At 40.6% G+C, this 16,103-nt stretch carries 16 protein-coding genes; 14 read left to right on the forward strand and 2 right to left on the reverse strand.

Features of this window, described 5'->3' with window-relative positions; genetic code table 11:
• The 9 genes from coaE to LG34_RS02500 all read left to right on the forward strand — a co-directional run.
• Nucleotides 1-751 (forward strand): dephospho-CoA kinase (coaE, locus tag LG34_RS02460; RefSeq protein ID WP_347486568.1); only part of this gene is annotated, 751 nt, incomplete at its 5' end.
• Nucleotides 752-822: 71 nt separating this feature from the next.
• Nucleotides 823-1,620, forward strand: coding sequence for an MBL fold metallo-hydrolase (locus LG34_RS02465; RefSeq protein WP_109214725.1), 798 nt, complete (start codon nucleotides 823-825; stop codon nucleotides 1,618-1,620).
• A 118-nt stretch (nucleotides 1,621-1,738) separates the two neighbouring features.
• Nucleotides 1,739-2,038 carry an ACT domain-containing protein gene (locus LG34_RS02470; RefSeq protein WP_330427451.1) on the forward strand — a complete coding sequence of 100 codons (300 nt, stop codon included), beginning with the start codon at nucleotides 1,739-1,741 and terminating at the stop codon, nucleotides 2,036-2,038.
• Between the two features lie 114 nt (nucleotides 2,039-2,152).
• Nucleotides 2,153-3,517: a PFL family protein gene (locus tag LG34_RS02475; RefSeq protein WP_021737672.1), complete on the forward strand. Its 1,365-nt coding sequence runs from the start codon at nucleotides 2,153-2,155 to the stop codon at nucleotides 3,515-3,517.
• 405 nt (nucleotides 3,518-3,922) lie between these two features.
• Nucleotides 3,923-4,639, forward strand: coding sequence for an IMP cyclohydrolase (locus tag LG34_RS02480; RefSeq protein WP_109214726.1), 717 nt, complete (start codon nucleotides 3,923-3,925; stop codon nucleotides 4,637-4,639).
• 20 nt (nucleotides 4,640-4,659) lie between these two features.
• Nucleotides 4,660-5,838, forward strand: a complete 1,179-nt coding sequence (locus LG34_RS02485; protein WP_109214727.1) for a phosphoribosylaminoimidazolecarboxamide formyltransferase — start codon at nucleotides 4,660-4,662, stop codon at nucleotides 5,836-5,838.
• Nucleotides 5,839-6,243: 405 nt separating this feature from the next.
• Nucleotides 6,244-6,897 carry a response regulator transcription factor gene (locus tag LG34_RS02490; protein ID WP_109214728.1) on the forward strand — a complete coding sequence of 218 codons (654 nt, stop codon included), beginning with the start codon at nucleotides 6,244-6,246 and terminating at the stop codon, nucleotides 6,895-6,897.
• A gap of 115 nt (nucleotides 6,898-7,012) precedes the next feature.
• Nucleotides 7,013-8,383 carry a sensor histidine kinase gene (locus LG34_RS02495; RefSeq protein ID WP_109214729.1) on the forward strand — a complete coding sequence of 457 codons (1,371 nt, stop codon included), beginning with the start codon at nucleotides 7,013-7,015 and terminating at the stop codon, nucleotides 8,381-8,383.
• Nucleotides 8,380-9,216, forward strand: coding sequence for a hypothetical protein (locus tag LG34_RS02500; RefSeq protein WP_109214730.1), 837 nt, complete (start codon nucleotides 8,380-8,382; stop codon nucleotides 9,214-9,216). Before LG34_RS02495 ends, LG34_RS02500 begins: the two co-directional genes overlap by 4 nt.
• Nucleotides 9,217-9,352: 136 nt before the next feature.
• On the opposite strand, the gene LG34_RS02505 is transcribed toward LG34_RS02500, so the two are convergent.
• Both LG34_RS02505 and LG34_RS02510 read right to left on the reverse strand, forming a co-directional pair.
• Nucleotides 9,353-10,663 carry an FtsW/RodA/SpoVE family cell cycle protein gene (locus tag LG34_RS02505; protein WP_181369264.1) on the reverse strand — a complete coding sequence of 437 codons (1,311 nt, stop codon included), beginning with the start codon at nucleotides 10,661-10,663 and terminating at the stop codon, nucleotides 9,353-9,355.
• 2 nt (nucleotides 10,664-10,665) lie between these two features.
• Nucleotides 10,666-11,043: a PadR family transcriptional regulator gene (locus LG34_RS02510; protein ID WP_109214732.1), complete on the reverse strand. Its 378-nt coding sequence runs from the start codon at nucleotides 11,041-11,043 to the stop codon at nucleotides 10,666-10,668.
• Between the two features lie 274 nt (nucleotides 11,044-11,317).
• On the opposite strand from LG34_RS02510, the gene LG34_RS02515 reads away from it, so the two are divergent.
• The 5 genes from LG34_RS02515 to LG34_RS02535 all read left to right on the forward strand — a co-directional run bounded on the left by LG34_RS02515 (nucleotide 11,318) and on the right by LG34_RS02535 (nucleotide 15,975).
• On the forward strand, nucleotides 11,318-11,725 hold the full coding sequence (locus LG34_RS02515; RefSeq protein WP_109214733.1) for a hypothetical protein: 408 nt from the start codon (nucleotides 11,318-11,320) through the stop codon (nucleotides 11,723-11,725).
• Between the two features lie 31 nt (nucleotides 11,726-11,756).
• Nucleotides 11,757-12,749 carry an aldo/keto reductase gene (locus tag LG34_RS02520; protein WP_242979783.1) on the forward strand — a complete coding sequence of 331 codons (993 nt, stop codon included), beginning with the start codon at nucleotides 11,757-11,759 and terminating at the stop codon, nucleotides 12,747-12,749.
• 125 nt (nucleotides 12,750-12,874) lie between these two features.
• Entirely contained in the window at nucleotides 12,875-14,362 is a 1,488-nt protein-coding gene (locus LG34_RS02525) for a hypothetical protein (protein WP_109214734.1), read from the forward strand.
• A gap of 24 nt (nucleotides 14,363-14,386) precedes the next feature.
• The gene (locus LG34_RS02530; protein WP_207657014.1) at nucleotides 14,387-14,728 is read left to right on the forward strand and encodes an AlbA family DNA-binding domain-containing protein; all 342 of its coding nucleotides are present in this window, start codon (nucleotides 14,387-14,389) and stop codon (nucleotides 14,726-14,728) included.
• A complete protein-coding gene (locus LG34_RS02535; protein WP_242979784.1) occupies nucleotides 14,713-15,975 on the forward strand; it encodes a DNA polymerase Y family protein in 1,263 nt (420 codons plus the stop codon). Before LG34_RS02530 ends, LG34_RS02535 begins: the two co-directional genes overlap by 16 nt.
• The last annotated feature ends 128 nt before the right edge of the window (nucleotides 15,976-16,103 follow it).

The raw sequence follows: 16,103 nt of genomic DNA on the forward strand, positions 1-16,103 counted from the left end.
CGCTGACCAGAATCACGCACCAAGTCTCACGTGCGTTCGACTTGAATTGCAGGACTCATTTTTCAGAAAGGAAATATTCAGAGTTGCTGTGTCAAAAAATGATGCGGACAACTCTGAATCAACATATAGTGATATGCATTTTATAGGAATTACAGGCGGAGTTGGCGCCGGAAAAACAGCGATTCTGACCTATCTTGAGAGTAATTACTCATGCCGTGTCATGCTGGCAGATGAAATTGCCCATGATTTGATGGAGCCGGGCACAGACTGCTACCGAAAACTGCAGGAACTTTTTGCAGAGGATCAGGTGTTTGAGGCAGACGGACAGATTGACCGGAAAAAGATGGCACAGGTGCTGTTTTTCGATGAAAAGAAACGGTTTGCATTAAATGATATCGTGCATCCGGAGGTAAAACAGTATGTCATTGATGAGATGAACCGTGAGCGTGCGGCACAGACACACGAAGTGCTGATTCTGGAAGCAGCATTGCTGATTGAAGAACATTATGATGAAATCTGTGACGAACTGTGGTATATTTATACCTCTGAGGAAAACCGGAGAGAGCGGTTGAAGTTAAACCGCGGGTATTCCGATGAAAAAATTGATAACATTTTTGCCAGTCAGCTTCCGGAAAGTACTTATCGGGAAGTATGCAAGGCAGAAATTGATAACAATCATCTGCCGGAAGATGCTTTTTGCCAGATTGATGAGTTGATGAAAGCACGTCAGGTAGAAAAAACGCAGGGATGATCCTGTGATACAAAGAAGTGTATATTTTTTGATAGAAAAATGTACAGAATCGTTAGACAACGGAGGAATAAATGGAATTATGTAGTATAGCAAGCGGCAGCAGAGGAAACTGTATTTACGCAGGTGCGGATCACTGCCATGTCCTTGTGGATGCCGGAATCAGCGGTAAGCGGATTGAAGCCGGGCTCAATGAGATTGGACTGAAAACGGCTGAGATGGACGGAATTCTTGTGACCCATGAGCATTCCGATCATATCAAAAGCCTTGGGGTTCTGGCACGGAAATACGGGCTTCCCATGTATGCCACCCAGGGAACTATTGATGCCATCAAAGAAAAGTCATCCATTGGAAAAGTGGACGAATCCCTGTTTCAGGTGATCCACCCGGAGGAGGATTTTACCATCGGAGATATGCGGATTTCCCCGGTGCCGACATCCCATGATGCGGCAGAACCGGTGGCTTATATGATGTATCAGGGGGATAAATCCATGGGAATTATCACAGATCTTGGAAAATATGATGATTATATTGTAGACAAATTGCAAGGATTGGATGTATTATTGTTAGAAGCCAATCACGATGTACATATGCTGCAGGCGGGTACTTATCCGTATCAGTTGAAACGGAGAATCCTTGGTGATCGCGGACATTTATCAAATGAGTTGTCCGGGCAGCTGCTTGGCAAGGTATTGCATGATGGTTTTAAAAAAGTGATTTTAGGTCATTTGAGCAAAGAGAATAATTATCCACAGCTTGCATGGGAGACTGTACGACTGGAAGTGACCATGGGAGAAAATCCATACAAGGGCAGTGATTTTCCAATGGTGGTTGCCAAACGGGATGAGGTTTCTGAATTAGTGACGATTTAATGTTACTTTTTCGTGCATCACGGGTATCCATGTAAAGTACATATTTGCAAGATGAGAATTGCATAGAGGATGATCAGTATAAGCTTTGTGGCCGCAATTTTGAGAGAGGAGAGCGCATATGCGCGAAAACACAATGGAAAAGACAACAGACAGAACAATTATCACAGTAGTAGGAAAAGATACCGTAGGTATTATTGCAAAAGTATGTACCTACCTTGCAAGTAACAGTATTAACGTACTTGACATTTCACAGACAATTGTACAGGATTTCTTTAATATGATGATGATCGTGGATATGAGTACCTCCGCAAAACCATTTGCAGACTGCGTAAAAGAATTAGAGCAGATCGGCGAAGAAATTGGCGTAAAGATCAAATGCCAGAGAGAAGAAATTTTTGATATGATGCACCGTATCTAAAAATATTGGATAAGTGACATTGTTAAACGAAACAACGGGAAAATGAATGAAAACGCGAGAAATCCTGTTGTTTTCAAAAAGAGATTCAGCACTGGAAAAAGGAGATTACGACCAATGATAAATATGTTTGAAGTAAATGAGACGAACAAGATGATCGAGCAGGAAAATCTGGATGTTCGTACCATTACACTGGGAATCAGTTTATTAGACTGTATTGATTCTGATTTGGACAAAGTAAATCAGAACATTTACAATAAAATCACAACCTTAGCAAAAGATCTGGTAAAAACAGGTAAAACCATCGAAAACCGTTACAGTATTCCGATTGTAAACAAACGAATTTCGGTAACTCCGATCGCTATGATCGGTGCGGCTGCCTGCAAAAAGCCGGAAGATTATGTAACAATCGCACAGACTTTAGACCGTGTGGCTGCAGAAGTAGGTGTCAACTTTATCGGCGGATATTCCGCACTGGTAAGCAAAGGCATGACAACTGCTGACGAACTGTTGATCCGCTCCATTCCACAGGCACTTGCCTGCACCGAGCGTGTATGCAGCTCCGTAAACCTTGGTTCTACTAAGACCGGTATCAACATGGATGCAGTACGTCTCATGGGCGAGATCGTCAAAGAGACCGCAGAATATACAAAAGATGCAGATTCACTTGGATGCGCAAAGCTGGTAGTATTCTGTAATGCACCGGATGACAACCCATTCATGGCAGGTGCGTTCCACGGTGTGACAGAAGCAGATGCCATCATTAACGTAGGTGTCAGCGGACCGGGTGTTGTAAAGACTGCGCTGGAAAAAGTAAGAGGCGAGAGCTTCGAAGTACTGTGTGAGACGATCAAAAAGACAGCATTCAAGATTACCCGTGTGGGTCAGCTGGTAGCAAAAGAAGCTTCCAAAATGCTTGGTATTCCGTTTGGAATTATAGATCTGTCTCTGGCTCCGACACCGGCAGTTGGTGATAGTGTAGCGGAAATCCTTGAGGAGATCGGTCTGGAGTACGCCGGAGCACCGGGTACAACGGCAGCATTAGCTATGCTGAACGATCAGGTGAAAAAGGGTGGTATCATGGCATCTTCCTATGTCGGCGGATTAAGTGGTGCTTTTATCCCGGTCAGTGAAGATCAGGGAATGATCGATGCCGTAAAAGCAAATGCGTTGACACTGGAAAAATTAGAAGCTATGACATGTGTATGCTCCGTTGGTCTGGATATGATCGCCATTCCGGGAGATACACCGGCAACAACGATTTCCGGTATTATTGCGGATGAAATGGCAATCGGTATGGTAAACCAGAAAACAACCGCAGTTCGCCTGATTCCGGTCATCGGAAAAGGCGTTGGCGAGATGGTAGAGTTCGGTGGATTGTTAGGTTATGCACCGATCATGCCGGTAAATCAGTATTCCTGCGCAAACTTTGTAAATCGTCAGGGACGTATTCCGGCTCCAATCCACAGCTTTAAAAATTAATTTATGGTTTACTTATTACCTGTATTCAGATAACAATCATGTATGCAAGAAAAATAAAATGGATACTTACATCCTCACAGCTTTACCGGCTGTGGGGATTTTTGTATTTTCCGGAAAAATATATTTACTGATGTTATCCTTAAAAGAATGATTGCATATATATTCCTTAGCAAATTTTATAGAAAAAATATATATTAATATTTCTAATAAAAATAAGTAAATAAATTAATGGTATTAATAAGAATCGATGGTTGTAAAAATATATTCTGCATGTTACACTTTGAATAGATGAGAAAAATTCACCGGATGATTCTATATTTCACGACAATATTTGAAAAAAGAATCCATGAATATTTCTATGATAATTAACCATGACAAGGGGTACCACACGAAGGAGGACATGATATGGAAATGCGTTCTATTGCAAAGCAGTTACAGGAGAATTCTTACCCGGGAAGAGGCATCATCATCGGTAAAACATCCGATGGAAGCAAAGCCGTTACCGCGTACTTTATCATGGGAAGAAGTGAAAACAGCAGAAACCGTGTATTTGTAGAGGACGGAGAAGGCATCCGTACACAGGCATACGATCCATCCAAACTGGAAGATCCAAGCCTGATCATCTACGCACCGGTTCGTGTATTGGGAAATAAAACAATCGTAACAAACGGAGATCAGACAGATACTATTTATGATCAGATGGATCGCCAGATGACATTTGAGCAGTCTTTACGCTGCCGTGAGTTTGAGCCGGACGGACCGAACTACACACCGCGTATTTCCGGTATCATGCATGTAGAAAACGGAAAATTCAGCTATGCAATGTCTATTTTAAAGAGCAACAACGGTAATCCGGAGGGATGCAACCGTTATACATTTGCTTATGAGACACCGGCTGCAGGCGAGGCACGTTTCATCCATACTTATATGAACGATGGCAACCCGCTGCCAAGTTTTGAGGGAGAGCCGGAGCTGGTAGATGTTGCAGATGACATTGATGAGTACACAAAACTTTTATGGGAGAGTTTAAATGCAGATAATAAAGTTTCCCTGTTTGTACGTTATATCAACATCGCAGATGGTACTTATGAGACACGTATCGTAAACAAACATCAGGATTAATTTTTATCGGAGGAATCAGAATGAACGAATTAGAGTTAAAATATGGCTGTAACCCAAATCAGAAACCATCCCGTATTTATATGGAGAACGGTGCAGATCTGCCAATCAAAGTATTAAACGGAAAACCGGGATACATCAACTTCCTGGATGCTTTCAACGGCTGGCAGTTAGTACGTGAGCTGAAAGCAGCAACCGGACTTCCGGCAGCAACATCTTTCAAACACGTATCTCCGGCTGGCGCAGCAGTAGGACTTCCTTTGACAGAAACCGAGAGCAAAATCTACTGGGTAGATGATCTTGGTGAACTTTCTCCGCTGGCAAGTGCTTATGCAAGAGCCAGAGGTGCAGACCGTATGTCTTCTTTCGGTGATTTCATTTCTCTGTCTGATGTTTGCGATGCAAGTACAGCAAAAATCATCAAACGTGAAGTTTCCGACGGTGTGATCGCTCCGGGTTACGAGCCGGAAGCACTGGAAATCCTGAAAGCAAAAAAAGGTGGTAAATATAACGTCATCGAAATCGATCCAAATTACGTTCCGGACCCGATTGAGCACAAACAGGTATTTGGTGTGACTTTTGAGCAGGGAAGAAATGAACTGAAAATCGACCGCGATTTTCTTGGAAATATTGTGACAGAGAATAAAGAAATTCCGGATTCTGCTAAAATCGACCTGATCATTTCACTGATCACACTGAAATATACACAGTCTAATTCTGTATGTTATGCAAAAGGTGGTCAGGCTATCGGAATCGGTGCAGGACAGCAGTCCAGAATCCATTGTACACGTCTGGCAGGACAGAAAGCAGATAACTGGTTCCTTCGTCAGGCTCCACAGGTATTAAATCTTCAGTTTGTAGATGGCATCAAACGTGCAGACCGTGACAATGCGATCGATCTTTACATCGGAGATGAGTACATGGATGTACTTGCAAATGGCGCATGGGAGAATATCTTTAAAGTAAAACCACCTGTATTTACAGCAGAAGAGAAACGCGCATGGCTGGATAAAAATACAGACGTTGCACTGGGATCTGACGCATTCTTCCCGTTTGGCGACAACATCGAGCGCGCACACAAGAGTGGCGTGAAATATGTGGCTGAACCAGGTGGATCCATCCGTGATGACAATGTTATTGATACCTGCAACAAATACAATATGGCAATGTGCTTTACTGGTATTCGTTTGTTCCATCACTAAAATAGTGATTGATGGAATAGCCAAAATGCAGATTGAAAATCATTGCGGTTATTGTTGAATATGCAGTAAAACGAAATGCAAATATTTATTGTTTGAAGATGGAGTGTTGTAAAATATAATGAGCGCAAAGGAGTCAACATGTTAGTATGATTGACGAATGGCGAAATGATTGAGTGATGAAATTACGATAGAGTGAAAAAGTAAAACTTCCGGCAGAGGACAGAAGCATGAGATATGCATCTGAAGTCCTGCCGGATTTTTTTGTAATAACAAGTTTTTGACGTATTCAAATAAAATTTTGATGTTTCCACAAACAAAAGTAACTTAAGGAAAGAAAGCACATTCTTACATCTTTGACACATCTCTATGGTATGATGAGAAAAACAAGAAAGGAGAGGTAAGTACATGCAGCGCATATTAATCATAGAAGACGATGCTGCAATTGCACATCTAATGGAATCCACCTTGCGTCGGGAACAGTACAATACGATCTGGGCAGCAGATGGTGTGCAGGGGGCAGATTTATTTGAAACAGGACATTTTGATCTGATCTTACTGGATCTGATGTTGCCGGGTATCAGCGGGTTCGAATTATTGGAGTATTTTGTGCCAAGCAAAGTGCCGGTGATCATCATATCAGCTATGGGACAGGTGGAAAACAGAATCAAAGGGCTGAAAATGGGAGCGGATGATTTTCTGGTAAAACCGTTTCAGATTGGGGAGCTTCTGGCGCGAGTAGAATCAGTACTTCGAAGAACTGGGAAAAAAGAAACCACATTTAGCTGTGAGGAAGTTACCGTTGATTGTGATTCTAGAGTCGTATTGAAAAATGGACAGGAAGTGGAGCTGACAGCAAAAGAATTTGATCTGTTGACAGTATTGATCCGAAATAGAAATGTGGCACTGAGCCGTTGTTTTCTATACGAATCCGTCTGGCAGGAAGAATACACCGGAGAGACGCGAACCTTGGACAATCATATTCAGAGACTGCGAAAGAAACTGGGGTGGAATGACAAGATACAGACAGTTTTTCGTATCGGGTATCGGTTGAAAATGTAAATGTATGTTTGTAACTTTTTAAATAAAAGAATTTGAGCGTACATAAAAAATAGTCTCAAATGGCTTATGAAAGAACAGGAAAAAAGAACAATAAAAAAGGGCGTGGGAGAAGAACATGAAACTATTTACAAAATTGTTTTCCGGAATCATGCTGATTCTAGCGGTGTCTCTTGGATTTGCAGAGTACTATACGGTCTACCGCACCTTTGATACAACATTGGAACATGAGAAAGACAATGCCCTGCGTAAGCATCAGTTAGTGAAATATGCCTTGCAGGCAGATATGGTTTCTGCGGAAAATCTGGAAATGTTGGATGAAACAACGCTGCAGGAACTTGTGGATCGGACAGAAGACAGCTTTAATATGCAGTTTGAATTAGAAAATGTAGAAAACATGGAGAACGCTGACGCGGCAGATCCAGAATATTTGTATTATTCCATTCAGGACGAAAATGGGAAACAGGAAATTCATGTATCCAGCTATTTTGAGCAAAATGATATGCAGTTGCAGTTGATCAGCCACGAGAATATTTCTTCGATTTTTGCGGAATCCAGACAGTTGCAGAAAAACTGCGGCATTGTATTTTTAGGAACAATGCTGATTGGACTTATATTTTCGACACTTTTGTCTGTCAAGCTGACTGCACCGATCCAAAAACTGAATCAGGCGAGCAAAGATTTTGCAGATGGAAATTATGACAGGCGGTTGTCTGTGCAGTCACTGGACGAAACTGGAGAACTGACGGAATCCTTTAATCAGATGGCAGATTCCATTACAGAAAAAATGGATGCTTTGGAGCTTGCGGTGCGCCAGAGAGAAGATTTTGTGGCAAGTTTTGCGCATGAGATCAAGACACCGATGACAAGCATTATCGGATATGCAGACATGTTGTACCAGAAGGAAATGAAGCCACAGGAAGTGCAGGAAGCTGCCGGATATATTTTAAATGAAGGGATGCGAATGGAAGCATTGTCTTTTAAATTGCTGGAATTGATCACATTGGAACGGCAGGAGTTTTTACTGGAAGAAATGAGTATGACAGATTTTTTTGATGATGTAGGAAAAACAGTGCAGACCAATGCAGAAAAGCGAGGAGTGGAACTCTCTTTACAGATTCAGGAGGGATATGTACGCATTGAATATGATCTGTTCAAGACGCTTATATTGAACTTGATTGACAATGCGTTAAAATCTGGTGGCACAAATGTCTGTGTAACTGGAATATGCAATGAACAGCTGTATGAAATCGAGGTCAAAGACAATGGAAGGGGAATCCCGCCAGAAGAAATACAGCGAATTACCGAAGCTTTTTATATGGTGGATAAATCCCGTTCCCGCAAGGAGCATGGTGCAGGATTAGGACTTGCGCTCTGTGAAAAAATAGCATCTATTCATAGTACAAAGTTGGAAATTTCAAGTAAGGAAGGTATCGGAACCAACATCAGATTGAAGCTGTTACTTTCCGGAAAGGCAGAAATGATATGAAAAAAATGGTAAATATAGGTATTGTTGTATTAATCGGGGTGGGAATTTTAGTTGCCAGCCTGTTACTGTCAAAAACACTTCTGGAACGACAGAGGCAGCAGGCTTTCAGTGAAAAAACTGCGGTTCCTGTGGAAGAAGTACATCCTTATGGGGAGGAATATATTCCTCTCAAAACATCTTTGCAGAAATCAATTAATACAATGGCAGAATATGGTCAGAACAAGCTGGATCTGCATCAATGGCAGAAGGGATCCGATGAGAAAAATGACGTGAAAATTGGCTATGATAAACTGGAGAAGTTTATGAAAGTTTGGGATGAGGATTACTGGTCAAAGGTAGAAGATGATGAGACGTCTCATGTGTTCTATTCTGTTGGAGATTCCAATAATCTGATATTTTTGTCTTATGTGTTTTCGATGAAACTTACCTATGAGTGCAGCCTCTATTATGCACCGGAATATGGCATCCCGGTATCAGGTCAGGTACTGATGGATCGGAAAGCATTAGAGGGAAAATCAACAGTTCCGGCAGCCGATCAGATTTGGAATGGATTGTTGCAGGCTTATGTGCAAAGTGTTGGTATTCCATTTCAGGAAAAGCAGCAGACAACAGATGTGTCAGAGGATCTATATGCAAAGATTCAGCAGGATGTACCAGCGGTATTTGAAAATGAGAATCCGGAAATGAAACAGTACATTTATGATTCGATGAAAACATATGAGGCACAGAGTGTAGATGGTGCATTTGAACTTGCGACAGTGATATATGAGATTCCTGATGATAAAATCGGTGTATTGTTTTCATTAAATTCATCAAATCCTGGAAATGAATGAAATTACTAATACAGCGATTTCTAAATAAGTGCCACATATAACTTGTCTGGTTTCACAATCACACATTTGTAAAAATATTCTGCGTTCTATGTGGTACTTATTTAAGAAAAGCTATAGCAGTAGTACGTTTTTCCTGTTATTCCTGTTCGATTTTCAGACGAATACGAAACCGTCTTTGTCTGGTTTCGTCGATTAAGTTCTGATTTCGGTAAATACTCAATAAAATCCCAACAAATATATAAGAAATGATCGTAACACTTCCACCGTAGGAAAACAGTGGGAGAAATCCATATGTCATTGGAAGCATACCAAGGTTCATAAGAAAATATTTCAAAACTTCTACTGTCAATGCCAGACTGCATCCAAGTCCCAGAATCATACCAAGCTGATTTTTCTGGTGCAGAGCCAGATAAAACAGGCGGATACAGAATGCGACAAATAAAACAGCAAGAATGCAGGTTAGGATCAGACCGTATCTGGCAGTTATATTTACAACCATATAGTCACTGATCAAGGAGTCGAAATCCATAACTAAAGTCGAACTGTGACCTAATAAACGGCTTCTTGTCATTACTGCATGCACCATAGACTGATACATATTTTCAAATGGATAGATCCAGTTGGAAATACGGGCAGAAACATATGGTGGAAACAGATTCGGAAATTTGTAAGGCATCAGTAAAAACAATGAAGGAATGCCGATGATACCACACCAGAGTATCGGTAAAAAAATTTTTTTTCGGATTGGATACCATTCTTTACAAATTGCTACGGTAACAAGGATTGCACTTGTAAATACAAGAACGATTTTATAAGATACAAATAACCAGAGGTAGTGCATCAACAGGATAGATGCAAGCATAAATCCGGCAGGAATCAGTAGATGATACCAGTTTCGCTTTCGGAACTTGTATAATAATCCACAAAAAACAGGGATGCTGAGCAGATAGGAAATCGTTGCGGTACTGAAAAAGCGAAGAAATCCTGTATCCTGCAAAATTAAAAATCCAAGGTAAATGAGTGCCAGAATACCGGAACGCTGAAAAATGCGACTGTAATCAATTTTACAGATAAAAAGCATGATTCCGAATCCGATGATCAGGTAAATAACTTGCTTTTTTAATAATGCAGTAGTCGTAAAATTAGAGGTCCCTTTGCACATGATTCCTAACATTAGGATTCCAAGCGCAGAAATAATTGTTGTCAAAATTACCATACGCCATGACATTTTCGGTCTGTGAATTGCGTCCAGTGAAACTCCGGTCTCCACTGGATCGCCCATATCCAGAACAGCTCTGCGTTCTGCGTCATATGCAGACAATCCTTGTGACAGGTATGCTTCTTCCTGATCTTCGATATGAGAATTGATTTCACGAGCTACCAGTTCTTTGGCACGTTTGTTTCGAATCTGCTCCAGCAGCAGTTCCATATATCGTTTTTTGCTCATACTCATCCCTCCAACTGTGGCACATAACTGGAAATCACATCCGCTGATCCAGTCAGTCTGCTTGTCAAAATATTCGCTACGGCAGCAGAATATTCTTTCCATTCCTCTTTTTTCTGAGAGAGAAAATTTTTCCCGCTTTTTGTAATAGAATAATACTTTCGGACTTTTTGACCGGTGGAATCTTCATAGGAAGTCAGATATCCTTTTCCCTCAAGTGTGTGAAGCAGAGGATAGAGTGTTCCTGCCTTCAGTTGAAATACATTCTGTGATTTTTTCTGCAACGTTTCAATCATTTCGTAACCATACATATCCTTTTCTTCCAAAAGCTGTAAAATCAGCATAGTTGTGCTTCCGGAAATGAGACTTTTGTCTACTGCCATAAGTAAATCCTCCTTTAAATCTTTTATGTACTCTTGGAATCTTTCGAAAACGAGTCATTTGGGCTAAATTCTTTTGAAATAAATGTATTACCAGAATTTAGCTAAGTGAATCCACAGGTGTATTTAGTGTCAAAAAATATTATATATAGTTCATCTATATATAATATATATCGAGTATCTATATATGTCAAGATTGGAATTTGGGAAAATATGTGAATTGGAAAATGAAGAAAATTGTATTATACTGTAAAAAATAGAATGTGAGAGTACATATATGGCAAAAGGAGAAGAACGGATGAAACACTTAAAGATATTACATCTGGAAGATAATGCCATGAAGCAGACTGCTATTGCAAGAGTGCTGCATGAGGCGTGTGAGGCAGAAATCGATTGGGTAACGGATGTGGCATCTGGTATGAAAAAAATGGAAGAGGCTAAAGTGCAGGGGGATATGTATGATCTGGCAATCACAGATATGCAGTATCCGCTAAAAAAGGATGCTGAAATCGACGAAGAAGCTGGGGAAGTATTTATTGGTCAGATGAAGGCTCAAAATGTGGAAATTCCTATCATAGTGTGTTCCAGTATGCGGCTGAGAATACGGGAATCCTATGGATGTGTGTGGTACCATGAACGAAATGACTGGGAAATGGAACTTCGTGGAATGGTAAGAAACTTGTAGAAAAATAGATATAGAGGAGATCTGTAAAATAATGGATCATATTCAAAAAACAGGAAAATTATGCAGATATGGTAAAATAGCAGGATTGGAAAAACCGGTTTCACGCATGATCTTTGGCACAACCATTGCTCCGATGATGGAAGGAAAAAATGCAGATGAGATATTAGATGCAGCGTTGACAAAAGGAATCAATACATTTGATACTGCCAGAGGCTATGAACGGGCAGAAGAATCGCTTGGCAGCTGGATGAAACGACGTGGCAACAGAGATCAGGTAGTGATAATCAGTAAATGTGGAAATTGTGATTCGGACGGTTCCGTGTGTGTAAACCGTAAGGTGATCGAAACAGAACTGGCTGAGAGCCTGCAGGCATTACAGACAGATTACATTGACATTTATCTTTTACATCGTGATGATCCAAAGATACCGGTCAGTGAAATGATCGATACCTTAAATGAATTACAAAAAGCAGGAAAAATCAAAGTATTTGGTGTATCAAACTGGACGCATGAGAGAATCGAAGAAGCAAATAGTTATGCAGAAGAACATCATCTTCAGGGATTTTCCGTTTCCAGTCCTCATTTTGGATTGGCAGAACAGGTTGCTGATCCATGGGGCGGTGACTGTGTGACCATAACCGGGAAACAGAATGAAGTTGCCAGAAACTGGTATCAGGAAAATCAGATGCCGATCATTGCGTATTCCAGTCTGGCGCGTGGGTTAATGGCTGGCAGAATCAAAAGCAGTCAGGAAGCACAGGCGGTAGAAATCTTAGATCCATTTTGCGTGAAAGGCTATGTCTGCCATGATAATTTTAAACGTCTGGTCCGTTGCGAAGAACTGGCAGAGAAAAAAGGCTGCACTGTGTCACAGATTGCACTTGCGTGGATGTTTCAGCAGGGACTGAATATATATGTGCTTGTGAGTACGACAAAGACATTCAGGCTGGAAGAAAATCTGCGTGCATTTACAGTGGAATTATCTGAGGATGAAATTCGGTATCTAAACTTGCAGGAAGAATAATAGAGACATTGATTAAGATAAACGATAGGAATAAGTCGCTTTTTGTTGCTAACCAAGGAGAAAGTATGCGGAAATGATTTTGGATAGTTACTGAATTTACATTTTGAAAAGTTGGGAGAAAAACTATGACACAACGTGAGGAGATGGCAAAAAAGTTAAAGAAAATATTGTCCATACATTCAATAGAGGAAAAAGAATCTGAACGGCTTCCGGAATTTACAGAGCCTTTTCGCTTTCAGAGTACATTATTTCAACAATGTCAAAATGCGGCGGATGAATTAAGTTATCTGGGAAGTTGTTTATCCTGTGAAAGTGGAGATTTTTCCAATATGTTCCGTGGAATTTATCAGGGAAATCGCCTGAATTTTGCATCAAGTGCAACTTTAGATGGAGGATGTAATCATGTGCGCTTCTTTGGCGCATCAGTAACCGCGTTAGCCTGTAATGACAAGGAATTTGTAGAAAAAGCGATGCCGTATAGTCTTGGCCTTTGTGGCACAGCAGTTCCATATGATACGATTCCGAATCTGTTTATGGGAATATTCTACAAAGATGAAACTATGATGGGTGAAGCTCTTGCATTGGTGGAAAAATTTCAAAAACGAAAACAGCGCAAGTACGATCTTCTGATCGTACAGTATTTTGTAGATCTGTGGGAAAAACGTACAGAAAATCTGACAGAACTTATAGAACAAATCTGTATAGAAGAACAGCGGGTGACAGAAAATACTACATATATCGGTTATGGAAATGAAAAATACAATAAAGTGATGAATATTTTTGTGCATGGTCTGTTTGCTCTGGCAGAGCATTATCTTGGAGCAGAATTATTTGAGACATTAGCGCTTCCAAATGCAAAATCATTCTGCAAAGAATATGAGTTGTATCGACGAGGACAAACGCAGGATAGAAGACTTCTGGTAAATTATCCTGAAAACTACGGGTATCTGAATCAGATTCCAGATTTAATTCCTCAAATTACATTAAAAGAAAGCGGGAAGAAGAAATGTATTGTAGATACAGAGTTATTTGCTGATGAGCTTTTTCAGAAAGTGTACGCGCCTGGCAAGTTACAACACATCATAAAACGTGATATTGCCTGGATTGCAGCGTGGGGAACGACAGATGAGTTTATGCAGAAATTTCAAGAAGAAGATGAAGCGCGGTACTTTTATGACAGAGGCCTGATATATTATGCGCTTTCTAATTCGGATATGGGGAGCTGTTATGAAATATCTTCGTTTTTACTGTCAAGATGTAATAAGGATAAGAAAAATTGTATTTTAGAAAAGAAAACAAGAGATTTTGATGGACCATATCATACTTTATTCCAAAGAAAAAATTGCGATGTTTTACAGACAGCGGAACTTTGTGATCGACTGTTTAAAGCTGGTTCGGATCCTAATCAGGAAGGGGAGAAAAATATACTTCCAATTGAACTGATGATGGCGTTGCCATTTGCGGAAGAAGATTTACAGCCGCTATATGATTTTTGGATGAAGTTGCCAGTAGTAGATTTGAAATTGTATACATTTGATGGGAAGCAGCCAATTGATTTTGCTAAAAAATATAAGCGAAAAAAATTAGCTGCTTGGATAAAGGAACAGTTATAAAAAATGTAGAGGATGAGTATCCATATGAATATTAGAGAGTTGATTGGAGAATCAACAGAATATGATAAAAAGCTGGAGGTTGAAATAAAGAAACCAAAAAGCTGGTGCAAAAGTGTCAGTGCGTTTGCCAATACGCTAGGTGAAAAATTGATTTTTGGAATTGCGGATGAAGGGCAGATGTATTCTCCGGGTGGAATGCCGGATGGTTCTGTGATACAGGAAGATCCATATATTACCCAAAAGCGAATGGTAGAATTGTTAGGGCTTTCAAGAAGAACTGTTCAACGATTAACAGAAACTATGATAACAGATTATGTAATTAGTCGAGTGGGATCTAAGAGAACTGGACAATGGGAGATACTATGATTGTAAACGATAATGCTATCATATTTCATATTGATGTAAATTCCGCCTATTTAAGCTGGAGTGCATTGCGGGAATTACAAAATGGCAGCACACAGGATCTGCGCACGATTCCATCCATTGTAGGCGGTGATCAGGAAACACGTCATGGAATCGTTGTCGCAAAATCCATTCCGGCAAAAGTATTTGGCATCCAGACAGCAGAAACCGTTGTCAGTGCATTTCAAAAATGTCCGACACTTGTAATGGTTCCGCCAGATCATGCTTATTACCGTGACATGAGTCAGAAACTGATGCGTCATCTGCGCAGTATTTGTGATGAAATTGAGCAGGTCAGCATCGATGAATGTTATATGTCCTTTGAACCGATTCGAGGGCGATTTCCAAGCCCAGAGGCAGCAGCGACCTATATTAAGGACAGCGTGTATGATACCTTTGGATTTACGGTAAATGTAGGAATTTCGGACCGAAAAGTACTGGCAAAAATGGCATCAGATTTCAAAAAGCCAAATTTAGTTCATACCTTATATGTAAGTGAAATCCAGAGAAAACTTTGGCCATTGCCAATTGCTTCCCTACATATGTGTGGAAAAAGCAGTGCAAAATTGTTACAGAAAATGGGAATCCGCACGATCGGAGATCTGGCGCGCACCGATAAAGCGGTGGTAGAAAGTTGGCTGAAAAGTCATGGTGGAATGCTCTGGAATTATGCAAACGGCATCGATGACGGACAGGTTGTAAAAGAAAAACCAAAGGCAAAGGGAGTGGGAAATTCCACAACACTGGCCAACAATGCGGAAACAGAAGAAGAGGCATACACCGTATTAAAAGAATTGGCAGTCAGTGTATCACAACGTCTGAAAAAGCATCATTTTCTTGCGGCGCAGATCAGTACGGAGATCAAATATGCATCATTTCGTTCCGTATCACATCAGACAACCATACTGACTCCGACAGCAGAAGAAACGGAAATCTATCAATGTGCCTGTCAGCTGTTTAATGAACTCTGGGACGGTGAACCAATCCGATTACTTGGCATTCGAACTACCAAATTGCAGGATGAAGAAGAACCGATCCAGATCAGTCTGTTTGATCTTGGAAAATACCAGGAGCAGGAAAAACAGGAAGAACTGAGACGTGAAAAAGAAGAACAGAAACAGAAAAAACTGGCAAGCCTGGACGATGCCATTGCAAAGATTAAAAAACGTTATGGGGACAATGCGATTCACAAGGGAGCTGAGACTAAATAGTACAATTTCGATAAATAAGTAATGTTTAAGGGAGATATGCTTCGTTTATTAGGAGAGAAACTAGTGCGCCAGTGGCTTCGCTTCATCTCAGTCTGAGTTGAGACTCCCACTTCTGCAAGTGGTGAGTA

The sequence above is a fragment of the Eubacterium ramulus genome (assembly GCF_003122485.1).
Classification (GTDB): Bacteria; Bacillota; Clostridia; order Lachnospirales; family Lachnospiraceae; genus Eubacterium_I; species Eubacterium_I ramulus_A.

What these genes read in the sequence shown, in the direction of transcription:
- LG34_RS02465 (WP_109214725.1), top strand. Translation starts at nt 823, where the DNA reads ATGGAATTATGTAGTATAGCAAGCGGCAGCAGAGGAAACTGTATTTAC.
- LG34_RS02470 (WP_330427451.1), top strand. Translation starts at nt 1,739, where the DNA reads ATGCGCGAAAACACAATGGAAAAGACAACAGACAGAACAATTATCACA.
- LG34_RS02475 (WP_021737672.1), top strand. Translation starts at nt 2,153, where the DNA reads ATGATAAATATGTTTGAAGTAAATGAGACGAACAAGATGATCGAGCAG.
- LG34_RS02480 (WP_109214726.1), top strand. Translation starts at nt 3,923, where the DNA reads ATGGAAATGCGTTCTATTGCAAAGCAGTTACAGGAGAATTCTTACCCG.
- LG34_RS02485 (WP_109214727.1), top strand. Translation starts at nt 4,660, where the DNA reads ATGAACGAATTAGAGTTAAAATATGGCTGTAACCCAAATCAGAAACCA.
- LG34_RS02490 (WP_109214728.1), top strand. Translation starts at nt 6,244, where the DNA reads ATGCAGCGCATATTAATCATAGAAGACGATGCTGCAATTGCACATCTA.
- LG34_RS02495 (WP_109214729.1), top strand. Translation starts at nt 7,013, where the DNA reads ATGAAACTATTTACAAAATTGTTTTCCGGAATCATGCTGATTCTAGCG.
- LG34_RS02500 (WP_109214730.1), top strand. Translation starts at nt 8,380, where the DNA reads ATGAAAAAAATGGTAAATATAGGTATTGTTGTATTAATCGGGGTGGGA.
- LG34_RS02505 (WP_181369264.1), bottom strand. Translation starts at nt 10,663, where the DNA reads ATGAGCAAAAAACGATATATGGAACTGCTGCTGGAGCAGATTCGAAAC.
- LG34_RS02510 (WP_109214732.1), bottom strand. Translation starts at nt 11,043, where the DNA reads ATGGCAGTAGACAAAAGTCTCATTTCCGGAAGCACAACTATGCTGATT.
- LG34_RS02515 (WP_109214733.1), top strand. Translation starts at nt 11,318, where the DNA reads ATGGCAAAAGGAGAAGAACGGATGAAACACTTAAAGATATTACATCTG.
- LG34_RS02520 (WP_242979783.1), top strand. Translation starts at nt 11,757, where the DNA reads ATGGATCATATTCAAAAAACAGGAAAATTATGCAGATATGGTAAAATA.
- LG34_RS02525 (WP_109214734.1), top strand. Translation starts at nt 12,875, where the DNA reads ATGACACAACGTGAGGAGATGGCAAAAAAGTTAAAGAAAATATTGTCC.
- LG34_RS02530 (WP_207657014.1), top strand. Translation starts at nt 14,387, where the DNA reads ATGAATATTAGAGAGTTGATTGGAGAATCAACAGAATATGATAAAAAG.
- LG34_RS02535 (WP_242979784.1), top strand. Translation starts at nt 14,713, where the DNA reads ATGGGAGATACTATGATTGTAAACGATAATGCTATCATATTTCATATT.